Annotated in this window: 9 protein-coding genes; 1 reads left to right on the forward strand and 8 read right to left on the reverse strand. The window is 72.6% G+C overall.

Annotated elements, in window-relative coordinates:
* Position 1 precedes the first annotated feature (1 nt).
* From ACH4VO_RS00720 to ACH4VO_RS00755, 8 genes are all read right to left on the reverse strand, one after another.
* Positions 2-712, reverse strand: coding sequence for a PspA/IM30 family protein (locus ACH4VO_RS00720; RefSeq protein ID WP_360992996.1), 711 nt, complete (start codon positions 710-712; stop codon positions 2-4).
* Positions 713-757: 45 nt separating this feature from the next.
* Complete coding sequence (locus tag ACH4VO_RS00725) at positions 758-2,617, reverse strand: TPM domain-containing protein (RefSeq protein ID WP_360992993.1); 1,860 nt, start codon at positions 2,615-2,617, stop codon at positions 758-760.
* 149 nt (positions 2,618-2,766) lie between these two features.
* Positions 2,767-4,251, reverse strand: a complete 1,485-nt coding sequence (locus tag ACH4VO_RS00730; RefSeq protein WP_360992989.1) for a glucoamylase family protein — start codon at positions 4,249-4,251, stop codon at positions 2,767-2,769.
* A 157-nt stretch (positions 4,252-4,408) separates the two neighbouring features.
* Positions 4,409-5,611 carry a family 1 glycosylhydrolase gene (locus ACH4VO_RS00735; protein ID WP_360992986.1) on the reverse strand — a complete coding sequence of 401 codons (1,203 nt, stop codon included), beginning with the start codon at positions 5,609-5,611 and terminating at the stop codon, positions 4,409-4,411.
* Between the two features lie 84 nt (positions 5,612-5,695).
* On the reverse strand, positions 5,696-6,568 hold the full coding sequence (locus ACH4VO_RS00740; RefSeq protein ID WP_360992983.1) for a carbohydrate ABC transporter permease: 873 nt from the start codon (positions 6,566-6,568) through the stop codon (positions 5,696-5,698).
* Entirely contained in the window at positions 6,565-7,551 is a 987-nt protein-coding gene (locus ACH4VO_RS00745) for a sugar ABC transporter permease (RefSeq protein ID WP_360992980.1), read from the reverse strand. Before ACH4VO_RS00745 ends, ACH4VO_RS00740 begins: the two co-directional genes overlap by 4 nt.
* Positions 7,552-7,556: 5 nt before the next feature.
* Entirely contained in the window at positions 7,557-8,798 is a 1,242-nt protein-coding gene (locus tag ACH4VO_RS00750) for a sugar ABC transporter substrate-binding protein (RefSeq protein ID WP_360992978.1), read from the reverse strand.
* Positions 8,799-9,383: 585 nt separating this feature from the next.
* Positions 9,384-10,439 carry a LacI family DNA-binding transcriptional regulator gene (locus ACH4VO_RS00755; RefSeq protein ID WP_360992976.1) on the reverse strand — a complete coding sequence of 352 codons (1,056 nt, stop codon included), beginning with the start codon at positions 10,437-10,439 and terminating at the stop codon, positions 9,384-9,386.
* Positions 10,440-10,783: 344 nt separating this feature from the next.
* On the opposite strand from ACH4VO_RS00755, the gene ACH4VO_RS00760 reads away from it, so the two are divergent.
* On the forward strand, positions 10,784-13,096 hold the full coding sequence (locus ACH4VO_RS00760) for an ABC transporter family substrate-binding protein (protein WP_360992973.1): 2,313 nt from the start codon (positions 10,784-10,786) through the stop codon (positions 13,094-13,096).
* Positions 13,097-13,268 lie beyond the last annotated feature (172 nt).

The following is a 13,268-nucleotide window of genomic DNA, read 5'->3' on the forward strand; positions in this document are numbered from 1 at the left end:
CTCAGCCCGACTTGAGGGCGGCGAGGCGGGCCTCGACCTCCGCGTCGTTGCCGAGGCTCTCCACCTGCTCGAACTCGGCGTCCAGGGTCGACGCCGGGAGTTCGCGCCCGCCCACCGCCCTGGCCTCCTCGCGCCGCATCTTGTCCTCGAAGCGGCCGAGTTCGGTCGCCGGATCGAGGAGGCCGATGGTCCTGACCGCGTCCGTCATCACGTTCCGCGTCGGGGCGGACGTGGCCCGGGCGGCGAGTGCGTCGCGCTCGGACGTGAGCCGGGTCAGCTTCGCCCGCATCCGGTCCAGGCCGGATCGCAGCTTCTCCACCGCCACCTGCTGCGAGGCGATGGCGGGTTCCGCCGTCCTCGCCTCCTGCTCCGCCTGGAGCTGCCGCCCCAGCGCCACCCTGGCCAGAGTGTCGAACCTGTCGGCGTCCGGTCCCGCTCCTTCGGCCCGCAGCTCGTCGGCCTTCCTGCTGGCCGCGAGGGCCTTCTGCCCCCACTCGCGGGCGGAGTCGACGTCCTCCCGGCGGTCCTGCTCCATCTGCCGCAGACCGCCCATCGTGGCGGATACCGCCTCCTCCGCGTGCGCGATGGTGCCGGCGTACTCGCGGATCAGCTGGTCCGCCATCTTCCGGGGGTCTTCCGCCTGGGCGAGAAGGGCGCTGACATCGGCCCGCGCCAGCTGGGTGGCACGGCCGAGAACCGTCTGCTTGGGCATGGCCTCGTCGTCTCCTTGTCGGAACGTCCGGTCACGAGCCGTCGGTCAGAAACGGCCTCCCCCTCCCCTCCGGCCACGGGTACCCCCACCACCGAAACTGCCCGGACCGCCGCCGAACCCTTCCCCGGGGCCGCCGTTCCCGCCGAAGAGCCCGCCGAGGAGGATGCCTCCCAGCACGGCACCGCCCGTAGCGTCGCCGGGGGCGTACGGACCGCCCGCGCCCTCCGGGCCGAGGTAGTCCCGTACGTCCTGCTCGGCCAGGGTCCGCGCCCGGACGGCCAGTGCGTCCGCATGCCGCGCCTCGGCCAGGGCGCCCCGCGGGTCGTCGGCCTCGGCGAGCCCGGAGGCCCGCCGCCACTTCCGCCGCGCCTCGGCGAGCCGGGTGCGGGCCCGGCTGCCGACGGCTCCCCGGTTGGTGGAGATGTAGTCCGCGGCGGCGCCGATCGCCGCACGCGCGGTGAGCATCGACCCGTCCAGGAGCGTGCGCGCCCGCAGGCTGCCGTGCTCCAGCTCGTGGACCTCCGTAAGGGCCGCGTCCAGTGCCGTGTCCGCCTCCCCGGCCCTGCGCAGGGCGTCGACGGGGTCGTAGCGGCCGGCCCGCAGGTCCTGGTCCACCTCGTCGAGCACCGCCTGGGCCCGCGCGGTCCTGGCCCGCAGATCAACGGCCCACGCGTCCTCGGGGGTGCCTTCGAGCAGCTCTGCGGCCTCGGCCAGGTCGCTCTCCGTCCCGGTGAGCACCCCGGGGAGCTTCTCCGCCGCCTCGGCCAGCTCCGCGGCCCGTCGCCGCACGGCCACGACGAGCGCGGTGGCCTGCCCGATCGCCCCTTCGGCGGCGCGCACGTACACCGCCGCATCGGCGCCGGCGCCCCCGTCCACGGCTGTGCGGGCCTGGTCGAGGCCGGTCGCCGCGAAGGCCATCCGCTCCCGGGCCCGCCCGAGATCATCGGCCGCGGGTGCGGTGGCCGATTCCCTGTACCGCTCCGCCATCCCGCCGAGAGTCGCCTCCGCAGCGGCCACGCGGCCCGCCAGACCGCTGAACGCGGATTCGGCGGCGGCCATGGGCCGCGCAGCGTGGTGTTCCAGGCCGCGCAGCCGGTCGAAGTCCTCGGTGACGGCGTCCAGGCGGCTGTGGGCGTCCGCGCACCGGCGCACGATGTCCTCCAGCGCGCGACGGCGGGCGGCCTCGTCCTCCGGTACCCCGTCGTCGAGCCGCTGCCGTAGCCGGAAGGCCGCCGCCAGCTCGGCCCTGGCCTGGTCCAGGGCCACGGCGAACGGGGCCACGGCCTCCTCCCCGAACTGGGCGGTGGCGACACCCAGCTCCTCCTCGCTCGTGCGCACGGCGTCGTCCGTGTCGACCAGATCGGCCGCCGTCCGGGCGTCGAGGAGCGGCAGGGGGGCCTGCGGCCCGGCCGCTCCGATGCCGCCCCAGCCGGTCGCCGCCGGCGTGGTCCGGATCGTCGTACGCCGCCTGCGGCGCGTGGAGGCGTACAAGGCGGCCAGCAGGGCGGCGACGAGCACGGCGACGGGCACGATCAGGTTCACGGCGCTGCCCGCGTCGGAGGGGTCGCCGGCGCCGAGGGCCCCGGTCGCCGGGGTGATCCCCGGGACCGGGACACCGGCCCCGGGGCCGGCGAGGTCAGGCGCGTACGCCACGGGCGGCTGGGCCCGGCGCCTCCCGGGCCCCCCGCCGAACGGGGTCCCGGCCCGCGGTTCCCGGGCGCCCTGTGCCCCCACCTCGCCGGTGATCCGCCCGGCGTGGAACACTCGCTCGTCGGCGCGGGCGCATGGGGCGGTGACCGCGGACACCCAGCACAGCGCGGCCAGCGCGGCCGTCAGCGCGGCGAGCAGGAGGCTGCCGGGTGCCGAAGGCCGGGATATCGGGATACGGCTCGCGGACGGCGTCACATTCGGGAGGCTATGTCCGCCTTTCCGTGCCCGCGACCCGGCCCGGGCCCCGCCGCCTGCGCCCAGAGCCGGTGGGGTGACGTGACCGGCCTGGACGGTGGCGGAGGGTGGTCGGCCGGGGGCTGCCGGCGTGGCTCGCGGGACGCCGCTCAGACGCTGAAGCGCTCCCGGGCGAGCAGCGGGCGCACCCGCGAGCGGAAGCCACCCGTGCGGAACGGCCGCTGCAGCAGTCCCGGACAAAGCGCCTGGGCCAGGGCTGCGGCGGTCATGCCCTGATCGAGGGCGAGCACGAAGTCGCTGACCCGGCCGGTGGAGACGTTGACGGAGTCCCGGAAGCCGTACCCCTCGTCGTACGCCCCGAAGTCACGGGCCAGGGCCCGCAGGTTGGCCACCGCCTCGCCCGGGGCGTACGGCAGGGCGAGGAACGAGGCGTGCGGGGTGACCACCCCGTTGGTGAAGGCGGACGGGTCCGGCAGCGGCGCACCGTGCGTGGTGTACGTGCGGTCGGTGTTGGAGGCGTAGCCGTCGACCTGCATGCCCAGGGCGTCGACCCCGTACTCCTGGTAGCCGCCCTCGGGCACGTCGGCGGGGGAGAAGCCCCAGTACCCGTACCGCGCCTCCGCCAGCCCGTGCTCGATCTGACCGCGTACGTAGCGCCGGTGGGTCACACCCCAGGATCCCGGCGACCACTCCGCCTCCGGCACGAACAGCGGCACCATCAGGGCCTCGAACATCGAGCCGCCCCAGCTGGGAACGATCTTCCGGCCCCGGTGCGTGTAGTGCCCCTGCCAGACCCGTACGCCGTCCATGACCGCGTAGGCGCCCTGCGGAGGCTGCTCCTGCTCGTGCTCGGGCAGCATCGTGCGCAGGAGGTGCCAGTAGTGCTCCGCAGGCAGCGAGCCGTCCGCGATGCCGAGGTAACTGGCCATGCGCGGCTCGGTGTTCAGGGCGCCGTAGTGGTGGCCGGTCGGCTCGCCCGTGTCGGTCCAGAAGCCGCCGCGCAGCTGGCCCGGGCCGGCGACCGGGTCGGCCGGATCGTACGGCGTGTAGTACGTGGACCAGTCGGCGCCGGCCAGCAGCCGGGCGATGCGCGGACGCAGCGACGGCGCGGCGTCGGCGGCGATCCGCAGGCCGGTGACCAGCCAGGCGTTGTCCACCGAGGAGAGGAACGGGCGTACGGGGGCTCCGGTCCCCGGCCACCGGGTCAGCACCGAACCGTCGTGGGCGTCGTACCAGTTGAGCCAGAAGCCGTCGTGCCGCTCCAGGGTCTCGACGGCGGACACGGTCCGCTCCAGGGTCCGCAGCAGCGCCGCGCCGTCGATCACGCCGAGACCGGCGGCGGCCACCGCGGACCAGAGCCCGCAGCCGATGTCGGTGGGCGAGGTCTGGCGGGAGACCACGGGCGCGGTGCCGCTGAGGTCGGCGCGGTCGGCGGCCAGACCGAAGTCCGTCGTCATGGCCTCGATCGAGCGGTACGTGTCGCGGAACCAGGCAAGGAGCAGTGCCGTGTCCGCGCGGCCGGACGGCACGGCGCCGGAGCCCACCGCCCCGGTGGCGGAGGGAGCGGCGAAGGCGCCCAGGGACAGGGCGGCGGCCCCGGTCCCGGCAGCGGTGAGGAAGGTGCGACGGTCCATCGGAGCCTCTCGGGGAGGAGTCATCGGCTGTCACGTGCGGTGGCCGCCGCGCGGAGCGCCCGTGCGCGGCGGACGGTACGGGAGCCGGCGGCCGTCAGGTGCCGCCGGCGCCCGTACCCGGGGAGCCGTCAGGTGGCTCCCGGTCGGGGGGCCGGTCTCAGCCGGCGGTACGGGGCAGCTCGCGGGAGCGGCCGAGCGAACCCAGCCACACGGCGGAGGGGCGCGGGGCCCGCTCGAACGTCTCCCGGTCCACGGCGATCAGACCGAACGTCGGCGCGAAGGAGCCCCATTCGTAGTTGTCGAGCGCGCTCCACGCGAGGTAGCCCCGAACGTTCAGCCCGTCCTCGATCGCGGACGCCACCTCGTTCAGGGCGCCCGTGTAGTAGTCGACGCGGCGGGTGTCGTCGGAGGTGGCGATGCCGTTCTCCGTGACGATCAGCGGCATGCCGGGCCCGGCCACCTCGGCGGTGTGGCGCAGGGCGTGGCCGACGGCGGCCGGGTAGTACTCCCACTGCGTCAACGTCCGCTCGACGTCCTGGGACGCCGGGACGGGGCCGTCGGGGCCGATCTCCGTACGGGTGTAGGACTGGACGCCGATCCAGTCGTCGTCGCGGGCCGCCTCGATGAAGACGTCCTCGCGCGGGTGCCGGTAGGCGGCGGTGACGTCCTCGGCGCCCGGGCGGGCCTGGTAGACCTGGTTGGCGATGGTCCAGCCGACCTGGATCCCGGCGTCGAGGGCCCGGATCTCCTTCACGGCGGCGTGGTGGGCGGCGATGACGGCCAGGGTGGTCTCGTCGTCGGGGGTGGGCAGGCCCGCGGGCGGGAACCCGATGTCGCCCCGCTTGGCCTGGCCGGCCATCACGGCGATCATGTTCGGCTCGTTGATGGTGCACACGTGGCCGACGCCGTCGGAGATGACCGGTGCACAGGCCGCGACGTAGCGGGCGAACAGCTCGGCGGCGCCGTCCGCCGTCCAGCCGCCGCGCGCCTCGAACCACTGCGGCACCGTGAAGTGGTGCAGGGTGACCATCGGGCGCAGACCGCGGGCGACCGCTCCCTCGACCATGCGCCGGTAGTGCGCCAGTTCCGCCCGGGAGAACCGTCCCTCGGCGGGCTCGATGCGGGCCCACTCGATGGAGAAGCGGTAGTCGGTGAAGCCGAGGCCGGCCAGCAGGTCCATGTCCTCGCGCCAGCGGTGGTAGCTGTCGCAGGCGTCCAGGCTGGGTTCCTGGATGTGGGTGCCGGTGGAGTGCTCCTTGACCCACCAGTCGCTGTTGGTGTTGTTGCCCTCGATCTGGTGGGCGGCCGTGGAGGCGCCCCACAGGAAGCCTTCGGGGAACGGGACCTGGGTGTGCGTCATCGCGGAATGTCTCTCTGTGGGCGTGGAGGGTCCGGCCGCGGGGCGGGCCGCGCGGCCTCGGTGGTGGGCGGTGGCCGCGGTGGGCTACTTCATGCCGGCCGTGGCGATGCCCTGGGTGAAGTGCCGCTGCAGGGCGATGAAGAGGACCAGCACCGGCAGCACGACCAGGAAGGCCCCCGCCATCAGCAGGCCGTTGGAGCCGCCCGCCTTGTTGGGGTCGGTGGCGAAGGTGGCCAGGGCGACCGGCAGGGTGTACTTGTCCGGATCGTTGGTCGCGATCAGCGGCCAGACGAAGTTGTTCCAGGAACCGAGGAAGGTGAAGATCGACAGCGTCGCGAGGGCGGGCTTCACGAGCGGCATCACGATCCGCCGGAAGATGTACCACTCGCCGGCGCCGTCCATCCGCGCCGCTTCCAGCAGCTCGTCCGGGATCGACTGCATGAACTGCCGCATGAGGAAGACGCCGAAGGCGCCGGCGGCGAAGGGCAGCACCAGACCTCCGTACGAGTCGATCAGACGGAGCTTGCTCATCAGCACGAACAGCGGCAGCAGCATCAGGTTGCCCGGCACCATCAGAGCGCCCAGGACCAGCCCGAAGATCTTGTTGCGGCCGGCGAAGTGCAGCTTGGCCAGCGCGTATCCGAGCATGGAGCAGAACAGCAGGTTCGAGACGGTGACCAGCACCGCCACGATCACGGAGTTCACGAAGTAGAGGGGCAGGTCGAGCTTGTCGAGCAGCTGCCGGAAGTTGCCCAGGGTCCACTCGGTGGGAATCCAGACGGGCGGGGACGCCGAGAGCTCGCTCGTCGTCTTGAAGGAGGAGAGCGCCATCCAGAGGAACGGCGCGGACATGATCAGCAGGCCCAGCGAGAGCAGGACGTAGACCAGGAACCGCTTCGGGCCGCGGGGCCTGGCCGGCGCGTTCCGCGCGGTGCCGGGTGCGTGGCCGACGGTCATTTCGTGTTGTCCTTCAGCAGTCGGAGCTGCAGCACCGTGATGCCCATGATCACTACGAAGAGGACATACGCCATGGCGCTCGCATAGCCCATGTGGAAGAAGTTGAAGCCCTCGCGGTACATGTTCAGCGAGACCGTGAGCGTGGAGTCGGAGGGCCCGCCCTCGGTCATCACGAAAGGCTCCTCGAACACGTTGAGGTAACCGATGGTGGTGATGACCGTGGCGTACACCACCGTGGGCCGCAGCAGGGGGATCGTGATCCTGCGGAACTCCTGCCACACCCCGGCCCCGTCGAGCCGCGCGGCCTCCCGGACCTCGGTGGGGATGGCCTGCAGCCCCGCGATGAACAGCACCATGACCGTACCGACGTTGCGCCAGACCGCCATGGCGATCAACGAGGGCATGGCCAGCGCCTCGGATCCCAGGAAGTCCGGTGCTGTCAGGCCCACTTCGGAGAAGAGACCGGCGACGAGCCCGTCACTCGGGTCGAGGACGAACCGCCACACCACGGCGACGGCCACGATCGAGGTGACCACCGGGGCGTAGAAACCGACGCGGAAGAAGGTCCGCGCGCGGTCGATGCCGTTGTTCAGCAGCACGGCGACGACCAGCCCGAGGGCGATCGTCAGCGGAACGCCCACCACGACGAAGTAGCCGGTGTTCAGGAGGGACCTGAGGAACTTCTCGTCGCCGAAGAGCGCGGTGTAGTTGTCGAATCCGACGAAGTTCGCCTCCAGCGGGCGCGTGACGTTGCGCAGCCCGAAGTCCGTGAAGCTCATCAGCAGCGTGGCGAGGATGGGGAACGCCATGAAGACGGTGAACAGGACGAGGAAGGGGGTGGAGAAGAGCCAGCCCGCCGCGTTCTGCACACCCAGCGAGCGTGGTCCGCGCCGGGACCCGGCACGGCCGGCCGGCGGTGGAAGTCTCCCGGGGCCGTCCTGCGTCGTGGCCGGCTGTGCGGCCCTGGAGGTCGTGGTGGCCATGGCTCCTACTTCACGATGCCTTCGATCTCGGACTGCGCCGTCTTCAGCGCGTCCTCGGCGGAGGCCTTGCCCTGGGTCACCTTCGCGATGGCCCGGTCGACCTTGTCGGTGACCTCGGTCAGCTTGGGGGTGGTGGGCGAGGACTTCGCGGTGTCCATCTGCTTTCTGAAGACCTGCAGGGTCGCGTCGCCGGCGAGCGCGCTGGACTTCCAGGCCGACGTGTTCGCGGGCAGGTCCTTGGTGCGTCCGTACCAGTCGGCCTGGCCCTCGGTGCTGGTGAGGTAGCTGACGAACTCGGTCGCGGCGGCCTTGTGCGCACTGTCCTTGGAGACCACCAGGGAGGAGCCGCCGGCCATGGACACGGAGGACGTGTCCGCCGGGACGGGGGCCACGGCCCACTTGCCCTTGATCTGCGGCTGCCCCTCGTCGAGCAGCGTGACGTGCCAGGGGCCGCCGAAGAACATCGGGACCCGGCCGTTGCCGAAGTCCTTCACTACGTCGTAGCCCGGCTGCACCGACTTGTCGGAGAGCCCCTTGTCGAAGTAACTGCCGTACTCCTTGAGCGCCTTGACGGCCTCCGGGCTGTCGACGGCTGCCCGGCCCTCGGCGTCGAGGATCTCCCCGCCGGCGGAGTAGAGGAAGGGGTAGAAGTTCTGCACCGTGTCGAGGCCGCTGGGCTGGATGGACAGGCCCCACTTCGTGCCCGCCTTCGCCTGGTAGGCGGCGGCGAGCTGCGAGAGCTCCTTCCAGTTCGCCGGAGCCTTGGCGATGCCGGCCTTCTCGGCCAGGTCGGTGCGGTAGAAGAGGACCCGGGTGTCGACGTACCACGGCACGCCGTACGCGGTGCCGTCCACCTCGCCCTGCTGCCATCCCGCGGGGAAGAAGTCGGCCTTGTCGAAGACCTTGGTGTCCACCGGCTCCAGGACACCGAGCTCGGCGAACTCTCCCATGTAGCTGCCGCCCATCTGGGCCACATCCGGCATGGTGCCGGCCGCCGCGGCGGAGACGAGCTTCTGGTGGGCGACGTCCCAGCCGACCGGGGTGACCTTGACCGTGATGTTCGGGTGGGCCTTCTCGTACACCTCGGCGACCTCCGCGAGCTTCTCGCCCTCGGCGCCCATGGCCCACACGGTGAGCGTCTGCTTCTGGTCGGCGGACACGTCCCCGCCGGAGCCGCCGCAGGCGGAGACGCCGAGGGCGAGCGCGACGGTGACCGCGACGGAGGCGGTTCTGGCGGTTCGGGACATGGAGGCTCCTCCTTGAGCGGTCCGGATGTATGCGCTGCCTGTAAGCGCATACATCACTCTGGGGCAGGCCTTCGGGAATCCGCAAGAGGGTGCTGGGTCACACTCGTGCAACGTGCTGGGCATGTGGTTGCCCCCTCGGTGCACCGTAAGTGCACCGTTTGCGTCATTGGCGCACATGTGACCGATTCCGCTTGTCTCAGGGGCCCGTGACGGCCCACCCACCGTTCCGTGGGCGGGCCCTCGCAGTGCCCTGTCCGCCGAACGGGAACTCGTGGTGTGCGTGCGGGGCACCCTTGACGTACGGCGGGATCACGGAGGAGCGGGCGGAGCTGGACGCGCGACGCGCACCCCTCTTCGCGACGTGGCCCGGGTGGTGACGGCGGGGCGCCGTGTGGCCCGGGCGGTGACGGCGGAGGCGTGAGCCGGGCGGTGACGGCGGGGGCGTGAGCCGGGCGGTGACGGCGGGGGCGTGAGCCGGGCGGTGACGGCGGGGCATGCGTGGCCCGGACGATGACCGGCGGCGGCTCCTCACGTGCGGCCGCCCGGACCGAACACCTCCGGGTGAAGATCCCGGCAGCTCGGGCGTCAGCCGCAGCCGCAGCTCGCCCGGCGGGCCAGGGACACGGGCAGCTCCAGCGACACCGGCTCCCGGCTCCGGTCCGCAAGGCGCTGCACCAGCAGCTCCACGGCCTGCTCGCCCAGCTGCCGGATCGGCTGCCGCACGGTCGTCAGCGACGGGCGTACGATCCGGCTCAGCGGGATGCCGTCGAAGCCGGTCACGGCGATGTCCTCGGGCACCCGTACCCCGCGCCGCTCCAGGGCGCGCAGTGCCCCCACCGCCATCTGGTCGTTGGCGAACAGCACCGCGTCGGGCCTGCCGGAGCCCCGGTCCAGCAGTGTCTCGGCGGCCCGCGCACCTTCGGCCTGGGTCATCATCGCGGTGCGCAGATCCGGTTCCTGGGGGACCGGGAGCCCGGCGTCGCGGCACGCTTCCCGGAAGCCGCGGAACCGCGCCTCGGCGTCCGGCGAGTCCGGGTCGCCCCCGACGAAGGCGAGTCTGCGCAGCCCGTGGTCCTCGATCAGGTGGCGGGCCAGCTCGCGCTCGCCGTCGGCGTTCGCGACGACGAGGTGGTCGAGGTGGTCGATCTCCCGGGGTCCGGCGAGCATCACCACGGGGAGCCGGCGCGAGATCACCTCGAGATCCTGGGTCGGCACGGTCTGCGCCAGCACCGCGAAACCGTCCACCCGCCCCGCGACCTTCGCGACGAGGCTCTCCGGGCCGCCCTGCAGGGAGGCGGCGATCAGCAGCGCGTAGCCGTGGCGCCGGGCCGCTCGCTCCATGCCCCGGATGATCTGGTCGGAGTACAGCATCACGGCGTCGTCGGCGTCACTGTCCGCCTCGGCGTCGGCCTCGGCGTCCGGATCGGCGTAGTCCGGGAAGCAGAGCCCCAGCACGCCGGTGGTGCGGCTGGCCAGGCCCCGGGCGTTGCCGCTCGGTACGTAACCGAGCTCGCGGGCCGCCGCCAGGACCCGCTCGCGCGTCTCGCCGCGCACGGAGTCGGGATTGCGGTACACCCGGGAGACCGTGGCAATGGAGACGCCCGACCGCTCGGCGACGTCGTACACCGTGGGCGCGCTCACTCGACCGTCCGCTTCTTCTTCCGCATTCGCGTACCTGCCGCTGCACGTACCGACCCTCTTCTGAAAGCGCATTCACCCTAGGTCGCGGGCATGCGGGCGGGCAAGACGGGCCGGTGCCTCCGGCCGCGCCGCCGGGAGGCCGGTCTTGTGGAGGAGCGGGCAGGGTGGCCGCGGGGCCGCACGGGTGATGTCGGGGGCCCCACCGGCCGTGTCTGCCGTTCCTCGCGCGGGGAGGTGCGTTCAGTGGACCAGCGAACCAGTGTGATCAACCGCAAAGCCACCTAAACGCATGATCCGGTCCCTTCCGGTACGGGTGGGCCGGGCCGGTCCCGGAGGTATCAGCCATGGCCCACGTCGGCGTCCCACGCGGGACGGCCCGCACGCGCCGCTCCCTCGCGTTCCTGGCGACGGGCGTACTCACCGTCCCGGTACTGACGGGCTGCAGTTCGGGCGGCGAGGGCCCCGTCGCCCCGGCCGCGGGGCAGGACATCGCCCCGGCGTCACGGGACGTGGTCACCGCGGGGTCCGAGCTCACCTGGGCGATCGACGCGGTGCCCGCCACCCTCAACGCCTTCCAGGCCGACGCCGACGGCGCGACCACGCGGATCACCGGCGCCCTGCTGCCCACCCTCTTCCCGCTCGACACGCGGGGCGAGCCGCGGCTCAACCCGGACTACCTGGAGTCGGCGAAGGTCATCGAGCGGGAGCCCAAGCAGGTCGTCCTGTACAAGCTCAACCAGCAAGCCGTGTGGAGCGACGGCCGGGAGATCGGGGCCCCCGACTTCGTCGCCCAGTGGCGCGCGCTGAGCGGCAAGGACTCGGCGTTCTGGACCGCGCGAAACGCGGGGTACGAGCGGATCGAGAAGATCGAACGCGGCAAGGACGACCTCCAGGTCCGGGTGACGTTCGCCAAGCCGTACGGGGACTGGCGCTCGCTCTTCTCGCCGCTGTACCCGAAGGAGGTGACGGGCTCGCCCGGCACCTTCAACGACGGCGCCAGGGCCGCCCTCAAGAACACCGCAGGACCGTTTCGCCTGCGCCGTGTGAACAAGGACGAGGGGACGGTCACGCTGGACCGGAACCCGCGTTGGTGGGGCGACGAGGCGAAGCTCGAATCGCTCGTCTTCCGGGCCGTCGACCCGAAGAAGCGCGCCGACGCCCTGACCGAGGGCACGGTGGACGTCGCCGACATCGACCCGGCCACCGCGAACGCCGTCGCCCGGGCCGCCCGCTACCGCGGCGGGAACGGGCAGCCGCCCGCCCACGGACCCGGCTCCGACATCACCCCGGCCGCCGCCCTGCGCTCCTGGGCGCTGGCCCACGGATCGGACGAGAAGGCCGCCGAGACCGCCCAGGCCGCCCGGGCGAAGAACCGCGAGGCCGTCGCGGTGTACGCGGCCGAGCAGAAGTCCCTGGCCGGCTTCGCCGTACGCAAGTCCCTGGAGCCCGCCTACACGCAGCTGGCGCTGAACGGTGAGTCCGGGCCCCTCGCCGACGACCGGGTGCGCCGTGCGATCGCCCGCGCACTGGACCGCCAGGAACTCGCCGAGACGGTACTCAAACCGCTGGGCCTGCCCGCGAAGCCGCCCGGCAGCCACCTGGCCCTGGCCGGGCAGCCGGCGTACCGGGACGGCAGCGGCGCGCTCGGCGACCAGGACCCCAAGGAGGCGCAGGCGCTCCTGGCGGACGCCGGCTGGACCGTGGGCGGGGCCGTGCGCAAGCCCGGGGACACCAAGGCCGGCAGCGAGGCGGACAAGAAGACCGGGACGGGCGGGAAGACCGAAGAAGGAACGAAGACCGGAGAAGGAACGAAGGCAGAGGGCGGCAAGAAGGCCGGCGAGGAGGAGGGCGACGACAAGGCCTCCCGCGACGAGGGGCTCTACATCGTCGGTGACGACGAGAAGCCGGGCGACCGCCCCGCGCCGGCCTCCGCCTCCGGGGCCCTCGCCACCGTCCCCGCGGCAGTGGCCCACGGCGCGCCGCCGCGCCGTCAGGCCGGAGCCCTCGAAGCCACCGGCGACGACGCCGCCGGGGTCACCGCCCGGGACAGGCGGCAGGGAGGTGCCGCAGGCGCCTACGCCCCCGCCGGTACCCCCGCGCCCGCCCCGGCCTCCCTGCGCGGCCGTCTCGGCAAGGACGGCAAGCCGCTCACCCTGCGTTTCGTACTCCCGTCGGGCCCGGGCTCGCAGTCCCTGCGCGGGGTCGGCGACAAGATCGTCGCCATGCTGGACGCCATCGGCGTCGGCACGGTGATCACCAAGGTCCCCGACGACAGCTACTTCACTGACCACGTCGCCTCCGGCGACTACGACCTCGCCCTGTACTCCTGGCCGGCGACCGCCTACCCCGCGACCGACGGCCGCCCGATCTTCGCCAAGCCGGAGCCCGCCACCGACGGCTCGCTGCTCGTCGAGCAGAACTACACACGGGTGGGCTCCGACCACATCGACCAGCTCTTCGACCGTGCCGTCTCCGAGCTCGACGCGAACGCCTCCAGGGAGCTGCTGAAGCAGGCGGACGCCCGAATCTGGGCCGCCGCCGGATCGATTCCGCTGTATCAGCGGCCACAGTTGGTCGCCGTCGACAGGAAACTGGCGAACGTCGGCGCCTTCGGGTTCGCCACGCCCCGCTACGAAGACATCGGATTCACCCGGTGACAAGCGGAAGGTACCGCCGCGAATCGTAAGAAGTAGCAGGTCACACGCATATTCGAACCTCAGAACCCGCTCAAGTCTCTTGCCCGTCGGTGCCGCCGGCGGGCAAGGTGTTGTCCGCCCAGACCCGGGCCTCCCACCCCCACACCCCCCTTGACGGCCGGTCCCCACCGGC

It is taken from the genome of Streptomyces sp. NPDC020780 (genome assembly GCF_044334475.1).
Lineage (GTDB): Bacteria > Actinomycetota > Actinomycetes > Streptomycetales > Streptomycetaceae > Streptomyces.